The organism is Candidatus Brocadia sinica JPN1 (genome assembly GCF_000949635.1).
In the GTDB taxonomy this organism is placed as follows: domain Bacteria; phylum Planctomycetota; class Brocadiia; order Brocadiales; family Brocadiaceae; genus Brocadia; species Brocadia sinica.
Genome location: NZ_BAFN01000001.1, coordinates 2939000 through 2959597 on the forward strand (window position 1 = coordinate 2939000; position 20598 = coordinate 2959597).

Sequence of the window (20598 nt, forward strand, 5' to 3'; positions counted from 1 at the left end):
CTGGAGATTGAATTGATATGTTTTTACGGCTTATCTCTTCCGTATGCCTCCTGTTCGCTTTGGCGCAGCGCCTTGCAATGGGCGATAGCAGTAACTACAAAACGCAAAAAATGCCTCTATGGTCATCATCAGACGCTGTGCAAATTACCCGGAATGAAAACGGAGTAAAAAAATGCACGGGGGAAAACCATTGGAATGAGCTAAAGCAATCTGACTACCAGGGTGTTACTCATTCTTGTATTGACAGATGTCATGTGAATTATCTTGCTTATGAAAATCCTTATCAGAAAAGGGTCTTCCGCCATAAAATCCATTCTCCCGGTAAGGGGTTTGAATGTGGTCTCTGTCATACAAACGATGCTGTTGGGTCAAAAACACATGGCAAACTCATTGTGCAAAACAAGGATTGTCTGACCTGCCATCATAGGGATAAGGCTGCCGAAGATTGCTGGCACTGCCATGAGGGAATAAAGGAATATATGGAAGGGAATATCGAGAGATTTAATACAAAAGTGCCGGATCTTATGGCCAGAGATGTTTCCTGTACAGGATGCCATGAACTGGCGCCAGACGGGGCATCATTTAAGCCTGTGCGAGAGTGTTGTATAGAATGTCACGACTCCAGCGACAGTTATGGAAAGATTTATGATATCTGGAAAAAAATACTTCATGATGAGTGCAAGCAATGCGAGGAAAAGGAGATGGATATTACTCTGGCAAATCAGCATGCGATTTATTACCCGGACTCTTTTTTTGTCTCGCGGTTGATGAAGGCAACTTCTCACATCCTGGCCCGCGACATACCGAAGTTGCATGATGCAGGGGAGAAAAGTGAGGTGAAATCGTTGCAGAAAAAGACATATTCGCCGGTTGATTTTCATAACCGGCAAGAGCTCTTGCAATTTATCCGGGCGAACGGTATGCATAATATCATATTATCACAACTCCTTTTACAACACATCAAAACGGAACAACAACGGTTGCGTAACGATAGATGAACGCTATGCTGCAAAAGTATCTGCAGGTTGTGGATGAGATACCTGAGGGTAAAGAAGGCTTCGAAAATCCGGAGTGAACGTCCGTTGCACTATCAAATACTTGTGGTAGTGTGTAATTTCTCCAAAGTCTCCCATCGGTGATAGGCTTCTGCCAGTTCGTGTTCCAGGGATGATGCCCTGGCCCTGATATTGGCGATCTCGTCTCTTCCCTTTTGAAAGAACAGGGGGTCACTCATGGTTTGATACAGTTGCCGTTGTTCTGCTTCCAGGGCTTCAATACCTTGTGGTAGGGCTTCCAGTTCTCGCTGTTCCTTAAAGGTAAGCCTGCGGGGCCGCTCACGCTGCCTGCGTACCGGTTCTGTCTTCGCCTGAGTTTTCTCCGTGACGTCTTTCTTTTTTCTTCACTCTGTCGTTGCCAGTCGTCATACCCGCCGATATACTCGCTCACCTTCCCTTCCCCTTCAAACACAAAGATGCTGGTTACCACATTATTAAGAAAGGTTCGATCATGGCTAACAAGGAGGAGTGTGCCCTGATAATCTAAAAGCAGTTCTTCCAAAAGCTCCAGCGTCTCTAAGTCCAGATCGTTCGTGGGTTCATCCATTACAAGGACATTGGACGGTCTTGCAAATAGCCGTGCCAGGAGGAGCCGGTTGCGTTCTCCGCCGGAAAGGGCATTCACCGGAACCCGCACCCGATCGGGGGAAAACAGAAAATCCTGCAAATAGCTGATAATATGCCGTGGTTTGCCGTTGAAGACAATGACGTCGTTCCCATCCCCTACGTTGTCAAAAACCGATTTGTCCTCTTTCAATTGAGCGCGAAGCTGGTCGAAATACGTAATATTGAGACGGGTGCCATGACGTATGCTGCCCTGTTGGGGAGACAACGCTCCCAGCAGAAGCCGCAGCAGCGTGGTCTTGCCCGCGCCATTAGGACCGATAATCCCGATCTTATCGCCCCTCATAATCGCTGCGGAAAAACCGCTGACAACCGGTTTAGTATCATAGCTATAGGTGACGTTCTCAGCCTTTATCACGAGTGCACCGGAACGTTCAGCTTCCTGGATCTGTATGCGCACCGTGCCCATGACCTGACGCCGTTCCCGCCGGGCCTTACGCATATCTTCCAGCGCCCGCACACGCCCTTCATTCCTGGTACGCCTGGCCTTGATGCCCTGGCGGATCCATATCTCTTCCTGTGCCAGTTTCTTGTCAAAAACAGCCTGCTGACTCTCTTCTGCCTCAAGGACGGCCTGCTTGCGCACGAGAAAGGTTTCATAATCACACGCCCAGCTCGAAAGCCTTCCCCGGTCAATCTCAAGAATGCTGGTTGCCAGTCTTTTCAGAAACGTACGGTCGTGGGTGACAAAGAGTATCGTGCCCCCATAACGCAGGAGAAATTCTTCTAACCAACTGATCGAATCGGCATCTAAATGATTGGTTGGCTCGTCGAGTAACAGGATATCGGGATCACACACCAGCCCTCTGGCAAGTAATACCCGGCGTTTGAGTCCGGAGGAAAGTGTATTGAATTCGGCATCCGCATCTAATTCCATCTGCGAAATTATCTTTTCGACCTGATGCCGCCTTTTCCATTCCTGATCGATATCTCGTGTGGATTGACAACCATCTGATGACCCAAGCCCATCTGATACGATATCGAACACGGTGCCATGCAATTCCCCTGGAATCTCCTGGGAAAGATAGGCGGTATGCAGCCCTTTTTGCCGGACAATCTCACCTGAATCGGGTATCAGGTCTCCATTGATCAGCTTGAGCAAAGTAGACTTGCCGGTGCCATTGCGGCCAAGGAGGCACACCCTTTCACCCCGTTCTATCTGCAAATTTGCGTGTTCGATCAGCAATGGCCTTCCAAAGCCCGTAGTTACGTTCTGCAAGCTTATCAATGCCATGAATATCCTCCCCCACCAATTTAAAATTCCTCAGAGTCAGGTGTAACAGCAATGTAATGTAATTGTCTCTAACCGTTTTCTAAAAATGCCATGATAATTTTACCCGGAATGTCTGAAAATACAAGATAGGGAAAATATATCCAGCCCATTTGCAATAAATTGGATGTACATCTCCCAAAAATTTCTCTTGACCTGTTGCAGAAAATACCGTATTTTCCAATCACCAATAGGAATGCAATCCATGTTTTCAACCCCACTGAGAATCGTCCGGGTAATCGCCCGATAGCGTTGCATGCGTTGAAATATTGGCATTTTCTGAGGTGTACAGAGTGTGTAAGTTACGAACCGTTTCATAAATAAGGATATTTTGTCATAGCATCATGAAAGACCTTACCCCCGACAGCACCGGTATTCAGACGCTTTTGCAGGAATTGTATCATGAGAATGCCGGGAAGGTGAGGGAGACCCTTGAAGAGATTGGCAGGATTGGAAAGGGGAATGGGGAAGTCATGAAGGCGCTTCAGGAATTTTTGAGAAGAGAACAGCGCATGCCTCTTCGTATTTTGGCTACCCAAACCATTTCAAAAATAAAGGAGTTTTCTCCGCCTTCTGCAGAGAAATTTAAAAAGCCCGGCTTCTTTCAATGCCCCGGTGCTGAGAAGATAAAAAGGGTAGAGATTATCGATGTAACATGTCCGCATTGTCATAAGAAGGGTACGGCATCGGTGGCTGGCTTCGAGCATGAGTTTGCCTGTGAGAGTTGCGGGGAAACGGTGCAGAGAGAAGTGCCGGAAAGCTGTATTGAAAAATGTCCCGTGGGAAGTGAATGTGTTGGTGAAGAGCGTTATCAAAAATATTTAAAAGGCAGAAAACATCTTAAATAAAAATGTGATCGTGTGTCATAATGGAAGCGAGCCTAAATCAGGATAGAACGATATTTATTCAGGAAACCATTTCAGGGACAAACCTGATGCAGGGGGATTTCTCGAACAGACGTCTGATTGGTAGTACGGTTCAATCCTTTAAGATGCAGGATGGGCGTTGCCGCTATCTCCGGGCGCAGGGTACCCGCTTTCAGAATTTTTCCATTGACCATGTCTTGTGTGATCAGGGGAATTATCAGGACTGCGCATGGTCAGGTTTAGAAGTCAGGAATTCTTTTCTTACCGGGAGCCATTTCTCCGGATGCACATTTGAGGCAACGATGGGAGAACTCAGTTCATTTGGTTTATCCTTTTTTTCCGATTGCAAACTCCAGGGTTCCCGGCTTAGCGAGGTCTCCTTTAGCGGCACCTGGTGGAAAAACTGCTGGTTTGAACAGGAAGATTATTTTTTTGTCCGCTTTCCCTCTTCGGTCTTTCTTGAAACAAGGTTCGTGGGATGCCGTTTGCAAAAGGTCATTTTTCGGGAGGCAACCTTTATTCGTTGCTCTTTTGAGAAATGCACGCTCAACGAATCGGTATTCCATAAGGCCAGATTTATCGATACGCAGTGGATTGATACCGATATGCAACAGGCTGCAAACCTGAAAGAGATTCGATATGATTAGCCCGAACATTTCACCAAATTCATGTCACACACGCATCGTACGCTGGTTATCGTATCATGATGAATGATCTGATATTGAGACGCTTTACGGTAGGAAGCTATCCAATTAACGGTTATTTGGTGGCCGATCCCGGCACCCGGATCGGGGTATTTATCGATCCGGGGGGTTTTAGTGCTGAGATTGAGGACTTTGTAAAAGAACGGCAAATCGTGCTGCGGTATCTCTTTATTACACATGGCCATTGGGACCATACCGAAGGTCTGGCTAAATTCAACAACCGCTATCAGGTACAGAGCTATGCCGGAGAGGGAGAAGTCAATGCCGTTAACCATTTGTTACGGGGTGGTGAGACCATCGAGGTCGGATATTTACGATTTCATGCCTTGTCTATACCGGGACATACGCCGTATGGCATCTCGTACTACGTGCCAGGTTGTGTTTTTACCGGTGATGCACTTTTTTGCGGGACGGTTGGCGGGACAGGTTCGCTAAAAGACGCCCGGCGTCAAATCGAGCATATCAGCAAGCGTATCTTTTCCTTGCCGGACGAGACCCTGATCTTTCCAGCCCACGGACCCATGACCACCGTAGGTGTTGAAAAATATACCAATCCCTTTTTCAGATAAGTGCGGGCTGCATATTCATACAAAAAAAAGGATAAATATTCGATGTAATTACTGAAGGGTTTCGGTCTCCTTTGTTACCCAATCCAGGTAACCCTTCGAACCTTGGGTGATTGGTACGGCAATAATCTCCGGTACCTGGTAACTGTGTAGTTGTTTGATGCGTTTTTCCACCGTATCAAACAGGTCTTCTCTCGTTTTACATATCATTAACACTTCGCGTTCAACCTGTAATTTACCTTCCCATTTGAAAATAGATTCGACAGGCTGGACAATGTTACAACAAGCGACTCGGCCCTCTTCTACCAAAGTTTGACCTATTTTTCTTGCTTCATCAGTTGAACTTGCTGTCACAAAAATTACAATTGCTTTTGCCATGTTATCTGCCCATACGTTCTTTATCAAGGGTGTTCCTGTCGCACATGCCGCCACACCTTTTTAAAAGAGATTCTATTTCCCTGCTACCTTCTTCGTCCCGTGTTACATATACAAGGGTGCAGCGACATCCTTGAGTACTTTTGCAGTCTGAATGGGGGGGTTTTATACGGTGGAGCATTTTGTGATCAGGGAGGATATGCATCCCATCTAAAGACATACACACATCACAGGTATTGCCATCTTTTGCCGCTGAATAAAAAACGTAGGCAATTTCTTTCAGGCGTGTAGCAGCTACATCTGTTTTTTTATCCGGAGGATGTTGGGTCGTGTTCCCTGGCGCCTTGCTTTTTAAACTATTTTTAAAGAGATAATAAATGACATAGGCAGCTATCAAAAATACAAGAAAGCGTGTCATTAATTATACGGTACCTTTAGGTTTTCTCAGCATAAACAAAAATAATCCGCCCAGGACCAAAACCGTTTGCGTTAATATGATGCTCTTGATCCATATCGCGAAACATTTCCACAATAATTCAGCCCCGCGTACCTGTTCAATTGTAGTGGAAACACGCTTAAAGGCGTAGATAGCAATCAATGAGATAAGCGCTGCCATTGCTAGTATTATGATCGTCTTTAGTTTTTGCTTCATAGTTGTTGTCTTTCAAATATCATGGGTCATGTTTATCAAATGTAACAATCACCTTCTCAGATTCTTCTTGTGTATTCGCGGTTTTTCCGTTATTTTTCCCCGGTTCACTTGAATGTATATCCAGCGCCTTTTTATATTCTGCAACCGCTTCGTCTATCATCCCCTTTTCCTCATAAGCGTATGCTAAATTATAACGGGCGTTTGCATTCTCGGGATTGGCATTTATCGTCTTCTTATATTCGACCATAGCATCTTCTACCATGTTTTTTCCCGCATAAGCCATTCCCAGATTAAAGTGGGCTTTTGCCGAAGCAGGATTTAATTCCAATAATTTTTTCCATGAAGAAATTGCTTCGTCATATAAACCTTCCTGAAGATAAACTGCCCCCAGCTTATCATATACTTCTAAGAAATTTGGATTAGATACAATTGCCTTATTATAAACGGCAGCAGCCTTGTCCAATAACCCTTTCTCCGTATAAGCCTCACCAAGTTTATACAGGGCTCGGGTGTTATTGGGATTGGTCTTTAGTATGGTTTCATATTCCAGAATTGCCTCATCACAAAGTCCTTTTCCAAGGTATGCCTCGCCAAGACTCAATCGTATGAGAACGTTCGAGGCATCTCTGGTAAGAATTTCTTTATACAAACGAATGGCATCGTCCAGCATCCCCTTCATAGCATAAGTATGACCCAGATAGCAAGATGCCATCAAATCAGTGGGGTCTTCATCCAAGACCTTTTTAAATGACATGATAGCTTCGTCAAAAAATCCTCTTGAATACTGATTGTATCCGGTGATGCTTCCGGGGGCTATTTCCTTGTTTGCTGTTTGATATGCCCTGGTTTTTTCATATACCTTTTTTTCTTCTTTGGCTAAGTCTAAATTCTTCTTTGCTTCTGAATCCTGAGGGTTTATTTTCAGCGCCAGATTATGTTCTGCAATTGCCTCATTAAACAAGTTTTTGTTTCTGTATGCGAACCCCAGGTTATCATGCGCCTTTGAATAATCCGGATTAATCTTAATTGCCAGTTTAAATTCGGCTATTGCATCATCAAACATCTTTTGCTTGCAATAAGCAACGCCAAGGTTGTTATGCGCTTCTGCAAAATCAGGTTTCATTAAGAGCGCCCTCTTAAATTGCACAATCGCCTCATCGGTCATATCTTTGTTTACGTATTTTGCGCCGAGATTATTATACTGCATTGCTAATTGATATTGATCGGCCTCGCTATTATATCTTTTATTTGAAGAGGCACAGCCAAACATACTTAGAATGAGACAAATACCTATCAGCGTTTTTTTCATTATAGTACCTCTTTAACGATGAGACGTTATAAATCTATCGATATATTCTTAAGTCCTTGTATAAATGTATATTGAATCAATATCAAAGTCAATAATAAAAAACCTTAGCCCAGGGAAATTCCAGGTTTCTCAGAGCATTATAGTAAAAATCGGAGCATGTTTTGTTAAAATTATACAATGATATTGAAGAGCAGGCTATCGCGAGGCAAAAACTTGCAACCTGCTTCATATATTCCCATTAATTCTTTTGCACGAATTACTTCCACAAAAATCTTGTTCCCAATATGATCATAATCAGGTGAAAACGTCAGAATACCTGTCTCTTCTTTTTTCTCAGGAAAAATGACCAGAATATTACCTACGGCTATTTTTTTCTTTGTTTTTAACCGCAATCCACCCTGAGAAATGTCAACAACCATCCCTAAAAAGGCTGGTTTTCTCAATTCATGTATCTTTTTAACCTTACAGGGAAAGATATCGTATGATCGTTCTTTCCTCAGCAGGCCTGGTAATTTTTCTTCTGTCTTGTTTGTTTCTTTTTGCGGTTTTGTGGCAACTTCCTCCCGTTTTGTAATCAAGTGGTCAATACATGTCCTGGCCTCATGAAGTTCGGGCAGAGATAAATCTTCTAATATTTTCATTATCTTTTTTTTAGAAGACATGTCCGCTAATTTCTTGTTTCCTTTGGGTAATTTTATTCACACTTCTGCTTCGATTTTATACATTATTATACATCAAATTGAAAAAAACAACTCTTTTTTATTGTTTATAACCCATCAACTCCGACACCTCTTGCTGTAATTTGTTTATTACATAAATCGTGTATTCCCGATCTGTCCTTGAGCTGTCAAAAGAAAGAGGTTTGCCGAAGGATATTCTCACAGATCTCTTTTCCGGGTGGGATAACCACCCGCGTTTTGGCATGAATTGATTACTGCCGCAAATGGCCATTGGCACGACCCTTCTTCCTGATTTCAAAACAATCAGTGAAATACCCCTTTTGAAGATACCCAGTTTACCATCTTCACTTCTTGTTCCTTCGGGAAATACCACAAGCGACTTTTTTTCCGTTAGTTTATTAACAGCCGTTAAAAGGGTAGCATATGCCTTTCTGTCTTCCGTCCTTTGGATGGGGATATGTCCCGATGCAGTCATATATGCCCCCAGAACAGGGACATAGAAGACCGTATCCTTTGAGATAAAGCTAAAGTTTACGGGGATAAAGGCGAGAGAGAGTTTAATGTCCATCATGCTCTGGTGGTTTGAGATGAAAATAACCGGCTCATTTCTGGGTATATTCTCTAAACCTTGAATTTCTACCTTCATACCAAGAAGTTTAAATGCAATTCGGCTAAAAAACCTCTCTATCGCATTGAACACATTTTCTTTCTCTTTCGTGTCCATACTTAAAATTACAGCGGTTAACGTAGAAAGCATCCAGAGTGAGACAAATAATACCCATGAATAAATGGTAAACATCATTTGATACAATTTGCGCATAATGCCAGGTTTTGTCCCTCACCGCTTTTAAAAACTCACGAATCTTAAACAGGTATTTTTCGATTAACCATTACAAATCATTTTAGCTTTAAATTTGCGTTTTTCAATAAATAAGATTTTGTTTGACAAATGGGCACCCAAGACATAACCTTAATTTTGTCATGAAAGGGGATTACATTATAGCGATATCTTTACGTGGAATCAAATTCATGAAGGGACTCTTTCGAAAATCAATTCGAACCGTGAAGGATTTAGTTGATTTTCTTATCCTTCTCAATTTCAGAGATACAAAGTCGCAAAACAGCCGGGACATGATAAAGTTGTCCTTACGGGCGGTTTGTAAGAGCGCCATAGTAAACCGGGTATATGGAGGAATGGCGCTCTTGTTATCCGTAACGCTGCTTCTCTTACTAGTGGGTGCGGCAAGTATTTATGGCCTTGCACGTTTTCCGTTCGGCCTTGGTATCTTTTCTGTCGGCAGTCTTATTGTACTATGTATTGTCTTTTTCAAGGTATTGCTGGTTCCTTTGTTGTCTTCATTGAACAGGGAGAAAGTTGCACTATTAATTGAGCAAAAATATCCTTCCTTAAATAACTCCCTTATCAGTTCAATACAACTGACTGCTGCCATACCAGGCAAAAAAACCGTGGGGTATTCAGAGCAATTGATTTCGATGCTGGTAGATGATACGGCCAATCGACTACGACAGTTAGACATTCATCAGGTAGTGAGTAAAAGATTCCTGCGATTAAGCTCTGCAATCCTGATCGCTTCCGTGCTCATCTTCGGTATTGTTTGCGGAACCAAACCTGCATACTTTCACAAAAATATACCAGCCCTTTTTAGCTACTTAATGACTGGAAAAGCTGTTGGTGGAAAGGAACTGGTTGCTTCCTCCGGTCCTGTCATCGGAGATATTACGATAAGTTATCGGTATCCTTTATACGCAGGATTACAGCCAAAGACCCTGTACAATACCAGCGGTGATATCAGGGCATTAAAGGGTAGTGAAATACAGATAAGTGCAATCAGCGATAGAACCCTGATATCCGCAGAGATCGTTTTTAACAATTCAATGAAAATACCGTTTGTTGTAGAAAACGGTAACACGATAAAGGGCGTTTTTTCGTTGCTCGAAAGTGGGACGTATATTTTTGAAACCGCAGACTCAGAGGGCAGGATTTTTCAGGATGCGACATCCCATACAATTCAGCTGGAGGCTGACCAATTTCCCGAAATCTTTATCAATGCGCCGGCAAAAGATACTACGGTGAATGAAAAGGATTCAGTCGGCCTTAGATACACAGCGAAAGACGATTTTGGTATCGGTGAAATTTTCCTTGTGTTTGAACAAGAGGACGAAAGAAAGACCAGAATACTGAACACCTTCAGCAAAAAACAGCTTCAGTACACCGGGGAGTACTTATGGTCATTGAGCGAATTGGGTTTACGGCCCGATGATAAAATTGCATATCACATAGAAGTAAAAGACAATGATACGATATCCGGTCCCAAGATCAGTAGCTCAAAAACGTATTATCTGGAGATATACAGTTCTAAAAAAAAGCACCGGGAATTGGTTCAATTGCAAGAAGCGCTCTTGCAGGAAACGATCCATATGTTGTCTGACGACCTCACAAAGAGGATTGACGATGAAAAGTGTGCATCGAAAGACTATTTGGTGATGACACAGGATGGTATCCAGGAGCGTGTGGAAAGAATTATCAATCTTTTTACTGATATTTTGGTGGGCATGCAAGATGATACCATGGCAAATTATAGCGTGTATTATTCCCTCGAAAATCTGAAAAACAAATTCCGCGATGTAACGGATAAAAAACGGATGGCCATTCGGCAGTCTGTGCTGACCATACCGGCGGATACGATTTCCATTCCCTTGTTGAACGAATTACAAAAAGTCCAGGATGAAGAGGTGGTTGAGGTGGAAAATGTTATCCTCTTCCTGAACGACTTAATAAAGAAACAAAAGCTCGAAGAAGTTCTGGATACGGGAAAAAACCTGATTCAATCCCAAAACAATATTGAAAAACTGCTTGATAAATTACGGGAAGGAGAAGATGCTAAACTCAATGAAAAGGTGCTCTCTGAACTCAAGCACATCGAGGAAACTATCCGGCAGATGATGGAAAAACTTATGCAGATGGCACAAGGGGAACATATGGATGAATTTTTAAATGCAGATGCCCTGAAAAAGCTCGAGCAGGATGATATTATGAAGGAACTGGATGCCATGAAAGAGGCATTCAGCAAAGGGGATTTGAATGCAGCCCTGCAGGCCGCCCAGAAACTGCTTGCTGCCCTCCAGGAAATGATGAATCAGATGCAATCCTCTGGGCAAAATCTTGCAGATTCATCCTATTCAGACATGTTTGAGGATACGAACCAATTACTGGACAAAATATCAGAACTGGAAAATAAAGAGAGAGAATTGACGGAAAATACTGACAAACTGAAGAGAGATATTCAAAAGCGCACCTCAGAATCAACAAAAGAAACCCTCAAATCATTTTTTGAAAAGCAGGGGGAACGATTAGCGGCAATCAAAAAAGATATCACTGACACGAAAGAAATCCTGGCGAAAAACGAATTGTTACAGGAATATTTGCAGATAAATCGTGAATTAAAACGTATGTCGGAAGAAAGAGAGACGATGGCAAGCCGGTTTAGCGAATTTTTTGGCGATGAGGAAGGCATGATTCCGCCTCAGGAAGAATTTGATAAGGTGGCGGAAACAGCAAGGAAAAATGCCGCATTGAACAGGGAAATCAACAAAGACCCCCTCCAAAGGGATTTTCTGAATATGTTCCGGGAGCTGCCGCAGGCGGAAGAAACGCTATCCCATCTGGAAGAGATGCTGAACGGGTGGGATGTAAAAGAGTCATTGAACCTGGCGAAAGAATTGTCAAATAACTTAAACCAGTGGAATGGCCGTATGCAACACACCCTGGAGCAAAAAAGGCTCGCCAAAAAAGAGGAGGTATCCAGGAAAGACCGCGAAGTGCCGGAAAAGGTCGGGGACGCCGCCCGTCAAAACCAGCAGATTATTAAGGACCTCGAGTCTATGATGCAGGCCCTTGAAGAACAGCAGCTTGCCAGTCTGACACAGGAAGATCAGGATGCTTTACAACAATATGCGAAAAAGCAGAAAGAACTGCAAAAAGAGGCGGATGATCTCAAAGAGATGGCAGGCCAGCTTTCTCAGCAAAATCCGTTTATGGATGAAAACGCAGATAACCAGCTTGATATGGCATCAAAATCCATGGAAGGAGCCGGGGAGAAACTGGAAAAACGCGATGCACAGGGCGCTGTTATTGATGAGAGGGAATCGTTGTACCGTCTCGCTGAAGCCAAAAAAGGCATGGAAATGGCAAAGGAACGTATCGCGAAAGGGATGATGGGCCAGGGCATGCCCATGCCAAGACCTTTCCGTGGCCGAATGGACGAAGGCCAGTTTGGCGCTTCTACAGAAAAAGTTGAAATACCTTCTGAAGAGGCATATAAGGTACCGAAGGAATTCAGGCAGGATATCCTGGATGCACTGAAAGAAGGATTGCCTGAAAAATACAAAGACCTGAACAAAGACTACTATCAGAGATTGGTGGATTAAATGAAAAGAATTTTTATTACCTCGGTATTTATCGTAACGGTTATTACCTCATTCGTATATAAGGTCATTGCCCAGGAAGAAAAATTCTTCGATGCGATCGGTGAAATAACCTACGGAGAGGAATGTTTGCAGTCATGGCAAGTTGAGGAGGCATCAGCCGTTGCCGACAAACTGCTTTTAACTGCCCCGGAAAATCCCTATGTATGCTTTTTTGCAGGGGAAGTACGTTTCTACGAGGGAAATTATGAAGAATCCTTATCCTTTTTAAAAGAGGCGCTAAAAGAACCGGACATCGTGCAAGAAGGTCAAAAATTCTATGACTTTGTGGAAAAGATTTATCAAACGACGGGCAAGTTCAAAGAGGTCAAAACCGAACACTTCCTGTTCCGCTATGTGGAAGAGAAGGATGCGATACTGGTCGATTATGCCTTAGATACCCTTGAAAAGGCTTATGACGCTATCGGGAACGACCTCAACTATTTCCCCGCAAAACCTGTCCTTGTCGAAGTATTCCCCGATGCAGAAAGCTTTTGTACCATCTCTACACTCACCAAAGATGAGATTGAAACCTCCGGTACCGTAGCGATCTGTTTATTTAACCGCGTAATCATTACAAGTCCCCGCCTCCTACCGAGGGGGTACCAATGGCTTGATACCCTGACTCACGAGTATGTGCACTACGTAATCATGAAAAAGACTTACAATCGTGTACCTATTTGGCTTCACGAAGGCATTGCCAAATTTGAAGAAAGGCGCTGGCTTGAAGGTGTAACTCCCACACTTCCGGTCTCTCTGGAAAGTCTGATGGCCGAGGCAATAGAAAAGGATTATTTTATTACATTCGGGCAGATGCATCCCTCCCTGGCAAAATTAAAAAAGAAAGAGGACACAGCCCTTGCCTTTGCTGAAGTCTTTACGGTAATCGATTACCTGTTTAACCAGGGCGGTTATCCTTTGCTCGTATCCATTCTGGACGGTATAAAAAACGGGAAATCGACAGAAGATGCGGTATCTTCTGCAATAGAAATTCCATTCGTTGATTTTGAAAAGAATTGGTTGCAAGATTTGAAACAGAAAAAATTCCGGAGGATTCACGGCATTCAGATACTTCCCACAAAGCTCAAAGAATCATCAACAATCGTAGATGATATGGAAAGTGTTGCCGAAATAGAGGTAAAGGATGCAAAAAAATATGCCATTCTTGGCGACCTCCTGCGCCACGAAGGACTGCATAATGCGGCTATCATAGAGTATGAAAAGGCATTCAGGAAGGCAGGCCACATTTCTCCGCAAATCCAGAATAAATTAGCAATGTCCTATATCATGGATACGCAATATGCAAAGGCAGAGGAAATCCTGAAGGTGGCTCTGGAATATTATCCGGAATATACTACCACCTATATTTCCCTGGGTGAACTCTACCAGCGAAAGGGCGAGTACGCCGCCGCCCTAGAAATTTTATCACAAGCCAACCGCATCAATCCCTTCAATCCCATTATCCACAAAAACCTTGCACTCTTGTATGATAAACTAGGCAGGAAAGAGGATGCCGCTGGGGAACTCAGGAGACTTATGCTGCTGAGCAAATGATGGTTGCGTAACGGAATAAGGAATACCTTACATCGACATCGATCCCGGATAAAGGGGGGCAGCGTCTCTGGTTTTATGAAGGCTGGAAGTGGACGTGAATTGCGGGTGTCTCTATTCAGAAACGGCAGTGCGGATATGTTTGTGAAAAATGGGAAGGGGTGCGTTTGTAATCACCCCTTCCTGTTAAGAACTGCTGAAGAAATCAAATCTTGTTTATCGTATTACGCAGTTTTCCTGTATTTTTGTGCCAATAACGGCATTTCTCCGCTTACAACGGCGGGTGTAACGAGAAACGTTGCGTCACCTTTGTTGGAAGGCAAATGATACATGGCATCTAACATAAAAGTCTCAAAAATCGACCTTAATGCCCTTGCGCCCGTTTTCCTTTCAAATGCCTTTTTGCTGATTGCTACCAATGCGTCGGGAGAGAATTCTAACCCGGTCTCTTCCATCTCAAAGAATTTTTGATATTGCTTGACCAGCGCGTTTTTTGGTTCCGTCATGACCTTGATCAGGTCTTCCTGCGTTAGAGGCATTAACGGAGCAAGTATAGGAAGTCGCCCTACAAACTCCACAATCATTCCAAAATCAATAATGTCTTCCACCTCTATTTTATTCAGGATTTCACCGAAAGATTCATCAGGCTTGTTTTCCTTTTGTGTATCAAACCCGATATTGGTTTTTCCAATTCTTCTCCGGATAATTTCCTCTATTCCCGTAAAGGTACCGCCACAAATGAAAAGGATATCCTTCGTGTCCATTTGAATATACTGTTGTTCGGGATGTTTCCTGCCGCCCTGAGGAGGTATATTGGATATCGTACCTTCCAGCATCTTCAGCAATGCTTGCTGGACGCCTTCACCGGAAACATCTCTTGTGATGGATGGATTAGGATTTTTTCTGGCGATCTTATCAATTTCATCAATGTAAATAATTCCCTGCTGAGCCTTCTGGAGGTTAAAATCTGCATTTCTTAACAAGCCCAGGAGCACATTTTCCACATCTTCTCCCACATAGCCCGCCTCAGTGAGGGTAGTTGCATCCGCAATGGTAAAGGGAACATCAAGGATCCTGGCAAGGGTACGCGCCAGGAGGGTCTTTCCGGAACCGGTAGGCCCTATCAGTAATATATTACTTTTTTCTATCTCAACCCCATCAGTACTGGATCTGGTAATCAAACGCTTATAATGATTGTAAACTGCAACTGCAAGGGTTTTCTTTGCCTTTTCCTGGCCTATGATATATTCATCTAACTGGCCTTTAATCTGTGCCGGAGTGGGTATCTTCCCCATGGGTTTAGCCTGGACGTGCTTTTGGTCCTTTTTCAGAAGCATGTGGCAAGCCTCCACGCATTCATTGCAGATGAAAACATCTGCATCCCCTTGAATCAACCGGCTTACGGCACCGTAGTTTCTTCCGCAAAAGGAACAACTCTTTTTACCTTCCGTGGCCTTTTTAGCCATATGATCCGCACCTCAAAAATATCAAGAAATTCGTGATAAAAATATATTCTAAAACACCAAAAATGATAACAGACAGTTTCATATTATGCAAATGTTTTTAAAACATTTCACTACAATACAACATTGCCTTAATTATTTCAAAAATACCTTGACAAATTTTTGCTAATTTATATAATTTTCTTCATAATGTTGAGAATGAGTCTCAGTTAACCTTTGTTGGGGTGATATAATTATGCGTTATTTAGGTCTTCTTATTGTAGTGACTTTGTTCCTGTTTGTTTTTATTGCCAATGGTTTTGCACAATCTTCCGAAACTGAGGCTTTGAAAAGCAAAGTTGAAATGCTCGAACAAGAATTGAAAGAGATAAAGGATCTGCTCAAGCAACAAATTGAAAGGGACGCCCAAAAAGAGAAGGAAATTGCATCCTTAAAGGAAGAAGTGCAGAAAAAGGAGGTAAAAATTGCCGTAGAAGAAGCTCCTGCTCCTCCATCTGTCAGAGGGCCTGTTGTTGCAGAGGAAGAAAATCGCCACACTGCCGAGGAATCGTATTTAGCCAAGAAGTCGGCCGAATTATCTGAAAAAAATCTTGCCCCGACCTTTGGAGGTGTCTATACAAAACCATTTCTGAGGAGATACGGCAGAAATACCTATCTGGGCGGTTACATGGACTTCGAGTACAGGACAACCGAAAACGAAGCCGATCCGCAGGGTTTTACGCAAAAGAGATTTATTCCCTTTATTTACTCAGATATTTCAGACCGGGTGAAACTTGCGGCAGAAATAGAATTTGAATTTGGTGGCGTAGGAGGCGGCAGAAACGGAGAGGTGATCCTGGAATTTGCAACCATGGATTTCTTGCTGACCGACTGGATCAATTGGAGGGGCGGGTATATCCTTACGCCCCTGGGAAAGTTTAATTTAGTGCACGATTCTCCTTTGCAAGACTTTACAGACCGGCCTCTGGTAAACCAGTTAATTATTCCGACCACCCTTACCGATTTAGGAATGGGGTTCTTTGGTACCCTTTATCCGTCAGAGCTCAGCAAACTTGATTACGAGATTTATGTTACCAATGGTGTGTTTCGTGGTTTAGATGAAGACGGTGAGGTGCGTTTCGGAGAGGTAAATGGATTGAGGAGCTCTAAAAGTGGATATGTCAACGATAACTATAATGAAAGCCCTGGTATTGTGGGTCGTGTGGCCTTTAGTCCTTTTATAGGTTTGGAGTTCGGTGGGTCTGCTTACACAAGCCGGTATGATGAAAAAAATGATAATCAGTTAACCATTCCAGCCTTGGATTTTATCTATCAAAGAGGGCCCTTTGAGCTCGTCGGTGAAGGGGCTTATGCCTTTATGGAAACAAATAGCTTTGCAGAGGATGCCGGTATAACCGATGATATGTGGGGATACTATCTGGAAGCCCGGTATCACTTTATGCCGTCTGTGTTAAGAACCCTGGCCCCTCATATTTTTACAGAAAATTCAACCTTTACATCCGTTCTGCGCTGGGATCAGGTACAAACGGCAGGCAGGGATGACGATTTTAAAAGGGTTCATTGGTTAAGAAACCGGCTCACGCCCGGCCTGAACTATCGCTATACCGAAGACACGGTCTTCAAGTTGGACTATCAGATAAATATGGAAGAAAAAGACATGCCTGATACATCGAACAACGCCTTTTTGTTTTCTGTCGCAACCTATTTTTAATTTAATTGTATAGGAATTTTTTGGGATACGGATAAACACGGATTATCAGGATTTTGAAACAAATAAAATGAGTTGTTGTATCTGAGTAAATCTGTGTCCTGGCAATGTAAAGGAGTGCGGAAAATGAAGAAAAAGATACTCGTGCTTGGCGGTGGACCTTGTGGTCTGTCTGCCGCCTGGGAATTATCCCGGTACGGACATGATGTTACCGTCATTGAAAAGGAATCCAGGGTAGGAGGATTATGCATCACGAATGAATATAAGGGGTACCGATTCGACCTCGGCGGACACCGTTTTATCTCAAAAAACAAGGAACTTGTTGAAAATGTTTGTAACATGATGGGAAATGAACTCTTAACCGCTCAGAGAAAGAGCGTCATTTTGTTGCAAGGAAAGACGTTTGAGTATCCTCTGTCCGCCAAGGACATCTTTCTGAAGATGGACCTCTGGACAAATTTGAAGGCATTTACATCGTATGTAATCGCTGCTATCTCCAGGGTTATTTTCCGGAAAAAAGACATTTCTTTCGAGGATTGGATTGTTAACCGCTTTGGAAGAACACTCTACAACTTCTTCTTTGGTCCTTATACCGAAAAACTCTGGGGTATATCCCCCAAACTCATCTCAACCGATTGGGCATCTCAGAGGATTTCCTTGCTGAATCTTAAAGACGTCATTTTCCGGCTCTTTAAATTGAAGAAAGGTACTCCGAGAACCTACGCCAAGGGTTATTTCTACCCCAAAAAGGGTATAGGCCAGATGTTTGATATCATGAGTGAGGAAATCTCCAAAATGGGCGGGAGAATCATCCTGAATGCAACTGTTTCAGGCATACAGATAAGCAAGAACGGAGTTGAGAGTATATGTTACACTCAGTATGGCGCTGCAAAAACAATTGACTGCGATGCTGTCATTTCCACGATTCCCCTGCCAGATCTTATAAAGGTCTTTCCGGGATATCAAGTGCAGGATGTTATACATCATACAGCCTCGCTAAAATTCCGGTCGGTTAGATTTTTAAATATTCTGGTCGACCTCCCTGATATTAGTGATAACACGTGGATGTATGTCTCAGAAGGGAAATATATCACGACACGTATTCAGGAACCAAAGAGACGGAGCCCCTTTAGCGCTCCGGAAGGAAAGACATCCGTTATGCTGGAAATACCTTGTAACGAAAATGACGAAATCTGGAACTGCTCCGGGGAAAGTTTATTGAAACGTTGTCTTGCGGATTTAAAGGAACTGGGGATTGACATTCAGGACAAGGTTATAGATTATTTTACAACAAGCGTAATCCATGGCTATCCTGTCTACAGTCTAGATTATGCAATGCACAGGCAGAAACTTTTTGATTTTCTGGATCAGTATGAAAACTTGATTACGTGCGGCAGACAGGGTACATTCCGGTACATCTTTATGGACACGGCTATGGAGATGGGAATAACAGCCGCACAGAATCTCATGCTGGATAATGCGTGCAAGAAGACAGACGTGCAATTGATGCGTTCTGAAAAGGAATTGATTGAGGTAACCTCTGTAACTGCTTAAAAGGCAACTCTCGGAAAGGTACGGGAATATCACAGAAAAGAATAAGATATTCGAAATTGGAATTCAAATACCGGAGTGTAGGATTGTACCTTCTGGCTTCTTATGGCCATTCCGTGTAACTCCGCGAATATCTGTGGTGAATTGTTTCCGTAATTTTATTTATGCTAGCAACTATCAATGATACAGTGAATATGCCCTGTCAGACGAGAAAGGTTTCCTTACAAGGTTACCTGATTCCAATAGGTGCAGTGGTGGTTTGTTTCCTCTCCCGATTATGGTACTTTGGTAAGTACATTGACGAGTGGGATAGCGTAAATTTCGCTTTTGGTTTATCAAAAGGGTATGACATCCTGCATGATCAACCACACTTTCCTGGTTATCCGGTTTACATGTTTGTAAGCTGGATTTGGTACAAGATTCTTGGGTCGGATATGCAATCGTTGATCTTTTCTGGTATCTTGTTTAGCAGTCTTGCCGTATTTCCGCTGTACGAACTCTCAAGACGTACGTTTTCCCGGGAGGTCGCTATTCTTGCAGCTGCCTTATATATTGTTAATCCACAGCTTTGGTTGCAGGCGGAAAAACCACTCTCGGATGCCTTTGGTTTATTTTTTGTTATTACGGCTATCCTGTTTTTTTACATGGCATTGGAACGTATCCTTGAAAATACTCAATCTCCGCCTTCACTGAAATACCTCGCGTGGGGTGGCGTACTCTTAGGGTTGGGACTGGGTGTCAGGGTTACCTATCTTGCTTTACTACCCATAATGGCATATACGGCATATCAACTGAGCCAAAAGGTATTCGGCAGGAGGGTAATAGTATGGGGATTGTCTGGTCTGGTTCTTGGTGTAGCCGCATGGTTGGGTTATCTCATTATTCATTTTACTCCATACAGGTTTTACAAGAAATTCCTGAGTCACGCCGATTATCATTTTTACCGGGAAGGAAACTCCATCATTACCACCGACGATTATGGCGAACGCTTTTTCGACATTTTTCACAATCTCAGCGCACACAGTTTGGGTACCTGGTGGACAGATACACCCCTTATCAGGATCGTTCCAACGATAATTCTTGTGGTTTCCCTGGTGTATTTTTTTATCCATGAAAAATGGAATCTCAGGAATAAGTTTTTTATGGCGTTTTTTATCCCCTACTTTTTATGGATTGCCCTCGTGCAAGACGCCATTCGGCAGATCATGGTGCTAATACCCTTCCTGGTTATTATCGTGAGTGCGGGTTTATGGCATCTATTTACTACTCACTTGAAAAACAGGAAATTTGGCATGGTATCTTTTTTTGCGATAGCGCTTGCCTTTGTTTTTTCTCAAGCGATTGATTCAGTAAGGATCGTTTCAATGAACAGGAATGAAGAACCGCCCTCTGTTTCTACGATAAACTATATAACAAATAACTATGATAAGAATGACACGAAATTTTATTGTTTAAACGACTGGCGTTTGTTTCAATATTATGCCCCGGAATGGTGTGACAAGAAGAATAGTCACGTCTATTTCGTGTCACGGATGAGTGGGGCTATCAAGGATCTGGAACGTTTAAAGAAGAAACCCGGACACATCCTTATCTCATCCAAGCTCTTTGAGCGGGATAAGTACAAGGAAAGACTGAAAAAGCTGGAAGAATTTCAAAGAAATAGATATTGTGTAGCAGATTATAATTGGCTGGCTTTGTATCGTTTTGAGTGGAGGTGATTTTAAACTACAGAAAGGCAA

18 protein-coding genes are annotated in these 20598 nt (G+C 43.0%); 9 read left to right on the plus strand and 9 right to left on the minus strand.

Going from position 1 to position 20598, the window contains the following annotated elements; genetic code table 11:
* Positions 1–17: 17 nt before the first annotated feature.
* On the plus strand, positions 18–998 hold the full coding sequence (locus tag BROSI_RS13345) for a cytochrome c3 family protein (RefSeq protein ID WP_052564299.1): 981 nt from the start codon (positions 18–20) through the stop codon (positions 996–998).
* 92 nt (positions 999–1090) lie between these two features.
* On the opposite strand, the gene BROSI_RS20555 is transcribed toward BROSI_RS13345, so the two are convergent.
* Positions 1091–1297: a hypothetical protein gene (locus BROSI_RS20555; protein ID WP_200891818.1), complete on the minus strand. Its 207-nt coding sequence runs from the start codon at positions 1295–1297 to the stop codon at positions 1091–1093.
* Positions 1231–2913, minus strand: a complete 1683-nt coding sequence (locus BROSI_RS13350; protein ID WP_200891749.1) for an ATP-binding cassette domain-containing protein — start codon at positions 2911–2913, stop codon at positions 1231–1233. Before BROSI_RS13350 ends, BROSI_RS20555 begins: the two co-directional genes overlap by 67 nt.
* A 380-nt stretch (positions 2914–3293) precedes the next feature.
* Between BROSI_RS13350 and BROSI_RS13360 the strand changes: the two genes are divergently transcribed.
* The 3 genes from BROSI_RS13360 to BROSI_RS13370 are packed head-to-tail and all read left to right on the plus strand — an operon-like array spanning position 3294 to position 5088.
* A complete protein-coding gene (locus BROSI_RS13360; protein ID WP_052564301.1) occupies positions 3294–3797 on the plus strand; it encodes a hypothetical protein in 504 nt (167 codons plus the stop codon).
* A gap of 20 nt (positions 3798–3817) precedes the next feature.
* Positions 3818–4462: a pentapeptide repeat-containing protein gene (locus BROSI_RS13365; RefSeq protein WP_052564302.1), complete on the plus strand. Its 645-nt coding sequence runs from the start codon at positions 3818–3820 to the stop codon at positions 4460–4462.
* Between the two features lie 56 nt (positions 4463–4518).
* Entirely contained in the window at positions 4519–5088 is a 570-nt protein-coding gene (locus tag BROSI_RS13370) for an MBL fold metallo-hydrolase (protein ID WP_052564303.1), read from the plus strand.
* Positions 5089–5136: 48 nt separating this feature from the next.
* Here BROSI_RS13370 and cutA read toward each other — a convergent pair whose 3' ends face one another.
* The 6 genes from cutA to BROSI_RS13400 form a co-directional block, all read right to left on the minus strand.
* Positions 5137–5463 carry a divalent-cation tolerance protein CutA gene (gene cutA, locus BROSI_RS13375; protein ID WP_052564304.1) on the minus strand — a complete coding sequence of 109 codons (327 nt, stop codon included), beginning with the start codon at positions 5461–5463 and terminating at the stop codon, positions 5137–5139.
* Between the two features lies 1 nt (position 5464).
* A complete protein-coding gene (locus tag BROSI_RS13380) occupies positions 5465–5878 on the minus strand; it encodes a hypothetical protein (RefSeq protein ID WP_052564305.1) in 414 nt (137 codons plus the stop codon).
* Between the two features lie 3 nt (positions 5879–5881).
* Positions 5882–6112, minus strand: coding sequence for a hypothetical protein (locus BROSI_RS13385; protein ID WP_052564306.1), 231 nt, complete (start codon positions 6110–6112; stop codon positions 5882–5884).
* A 19-nt stretch (positions 6113–6131) separates the two neighbouring features.
* Positions 6132–7421, minus strand: coding sequence for a tetratricopeptide repeat protein (locus BROSI_RS13390; RefSeq protein ID WP_052564307.1), 1290 nt, complete (start codon positions 7419–7421; stop codon positions 6132–6134).
* Between the two features lie 170 nt (positions 7422–7591).
* Positions 7592–8083 carry a PilZ domain-containing protein gene (locus tag BROSI_RS13395; RefSeq protein ID WP_052564308.1) on the minus strand — a complete coding sequence of 164 codons (492 nt, stop codon included), beginning with the start codon at positions 8081–8083 and terminating at the stop codon, positions 7592–7594.
* A gap of 97 nt (positions 8084–8180) precedes the next feature.
* Positions 8181–8903, minus strand: coding sequence for a lysophospholipid acyltransferase family protein (locus BROSI_RS13400; protein ID WP_157842535.1), 723 nt, complete (start codon positions 8901–8903; stop codon positions 8181–8183).
* Positions 8904–9130: 227 nt separating this feature from the next.
* Between BROSI_RS13400 and BROSI_RS13405 the strand changes: the two genes are divergently transcribed.
* Both BROSI_RS13405 and BROSI_RS13410 read left to right on the plus strand, forming a co-directional pair.
* Positions 9131–12550: a DUF4175 family protein gene (locus BROSI_RS13405; protein WP_052564310.1), complete on the plus strand. Its 3420-nt coding sequence runs from the start codon at positions 9131–9133 to the stop codon at positions 12548–12550.
* A complete protein-coding gene (locus BROSI_RS13410) occupies positions 12551–14140 on the plus strand; it encodes a tetratricopeptide repeat protein (protein ID WP_052564311.1) in 1590 nt (529 codons plus the stop codon).
* 221 nt (positions 14141–14361) lie between these two features.
* Here the strand turns inward: BROSI_RS13410 and clpX are convergent, their stop codons facing one another.
* A complete protein-coding gene (clpX, locus tag BROSI_RS13415) occupies positions 14362–15603 on the minus strand; it encodes an ATP-dependent Clp protease ATP-binding subunit ClpX (RefSeq protein ID WP_052564312.1) in 1242 nt (413 codons plus the stop codon).
* A gap of 232 nt (positions 15604–15835) precedes the next feature.
* Here clpX and BROSI_RS13420 point away from each other — a divergent pair, with 232 nt between their 5' ends.
* The 3 genes from BROSI_RS13420 to BROSI_RS13430 all read left to right on the plus strand — a co-directional run bounded on the left by BROSI_RS13420 (position 15836) and on the right by BROSI_RS13430 (position 20577).
* Positions 15836–17311 (plus strand): hypothetical protein, encoded by a 1476-nt coding sequence (locus BROSI_RS13420; protein ID WP_052564313.1) that lies wholly within the window; start codon positions 15836–15838, stop codon positions 17309–17311.
* 123 nt (positions 17312–17434) lie between these two features.
* Positions 17435–18862, plus strand: coding sequence for an FAD-dependent oxidoreductase (locus tag BROSI_RS13425; protein ID WP_052564314.1), 1428 nt, complete (start codon positions 17435–17437; stop codon positions 18860–18862).
* Positions 18863–19023: 161 nt separating this feature from the next.
* Positions 19024–20577 (plus strand): glycosyltransferase family 39 protein, encoded by a 1554-nt coding sequence (locus BROSI_RS13430; RefSeq protein WP_082059212.1) that lies wholly within the window; start codon positions 19024–19026, stop codon positions 20575–20577.
* Positions 20578–20598 lie beyond the last annotated feature (21 nt).

What these genes read in the sequence shown, in the direction of transcription:
- BROSI_RS13420 (WP_052564313.1), top strand. Translation starts at nt 15,836, where the DNA reads ATGCGTTATTTAGGTCTTCTTATTGTAGTGACTTTGTTCCTGTTTGTT.
- BROSI_RS13350 (WP_200891749.1), bottom strand. Translation starts at nt 2,913, where the DNA reads ATGGCATTGATAAGCTTGCAGAACGTAACTACGGGCTTTGGAAGGCCA.
- BROSI_RS13380 (WP_052564305.1), bottom strand. Translation starts at nt 5,878, where the DNA reads ATGACACGCTTTCTTGTATTTTTGATAGCTGCCTATGTCATTTATTAT.
- BROSI_RS13360 (WP_052564301.1), top strand. Translation starts at nt 3,294, where the DNA reads ATGAAAGACCTTACCCCCGACAGCACCGGTATTCAGACGCTTTTGCAG.
- BROSI_RS13425 (WP_052564314.1), top strand. Translation starts at nt 17,435, where the DNA reads ATGAAGAAAAAGATACTCGTGCTTGGCGGTGGACCTTGTGGTCTGTCT.
- BROSI_RS13365 (WP_052564302.1), top strand. Translation starts at nt 3,818, where the DNA reads ATGGAAGCGAGCCTAAATCAGGATAGAACGATATTTATTCAGGAAACC.
- cutA (WP_052564304.1), bottom strand. Translation starts at nt 5,463, where the DNA reads ATGGCAAAAGCAATTGTAATTTTTGTGACAGCAAGTTCAACTGATGAA.
- BROSI_RS13400 (WP_157842535.1), bottom strand. Translation starts at nt 8,903, where the DNA reads ATGATGTTTACCATTTATTCATGGGTATTATTTGTCTCACTCTGGATG.
- clpX (WP_052564312.1), bottom strand. Translation starts at nt 15,603, where the DNA reads ATGGCTAAAAAGGCCACGGAAGGTAAAAAGAGTTGTTCCTTTTGCGGA.
- BROSI_RS13370 (WP_052564303.1), top strand. Translation starts at nt 4,519, where the DNA reads ATGATGAATGATCTGATATTGAGACGCTTTACGGTAGGAAGCTATCCA.
- BROSI_RS13395 (WP_052564308.1), bottom strand. Translation starts at nt 8,083, where the DNA reads ATGTCTTCTAAAAAAAAGATAATGAAAATATTAGAAGATTTATCTCTG.
- BROSI_RS13345 (WP_052564299.1), top strand. Translation starts at nt 18, where the DNA reads ATGTTTTTACGGCTTATCTCTTCCGTATGCCTCCTGTTCGCTTTGGCG.
- BROSI_RS13410 (WP_052564311.1), top strand. Translation starts at nt 12,551, where the DNA reads ATGAAAAGAATTTTTATTACCTCGGTATTTATCGTAACGGTTATTACC.
- BROSI_RS13405 (WP_052564310.1), top strand. Translation starts at nt 9,131, where the DNA reads ATGAAGGGACTCTTTCGAAAATCAATTCGAACCGTGAAGGATTTAGTT.
- BROSI_RS13430 (WP_082059212.1), top strand. Translation starts at nt 19,024, where the DNA reads ATGCTAGCAACTATCAATGATACAGTGAATATGCCCTGTCAGACGAGA.
- BROSI_RS13390 (WP_052564307.1), bottom strand. Translation starts at nt 7,421, where the DNA reads ATGAAAAAAACGCTGATAGGTATTTGTCTCATTCTAAGTATGTTTGGC.
- BROSI_RS13385 (WP_052564306.1), bottom strand. Translation starts at nt 6,112, where the DNA reads ATGAAGCAAAAACTAAAGACGATCATAATACTAGCAATGGCAGCGCTT.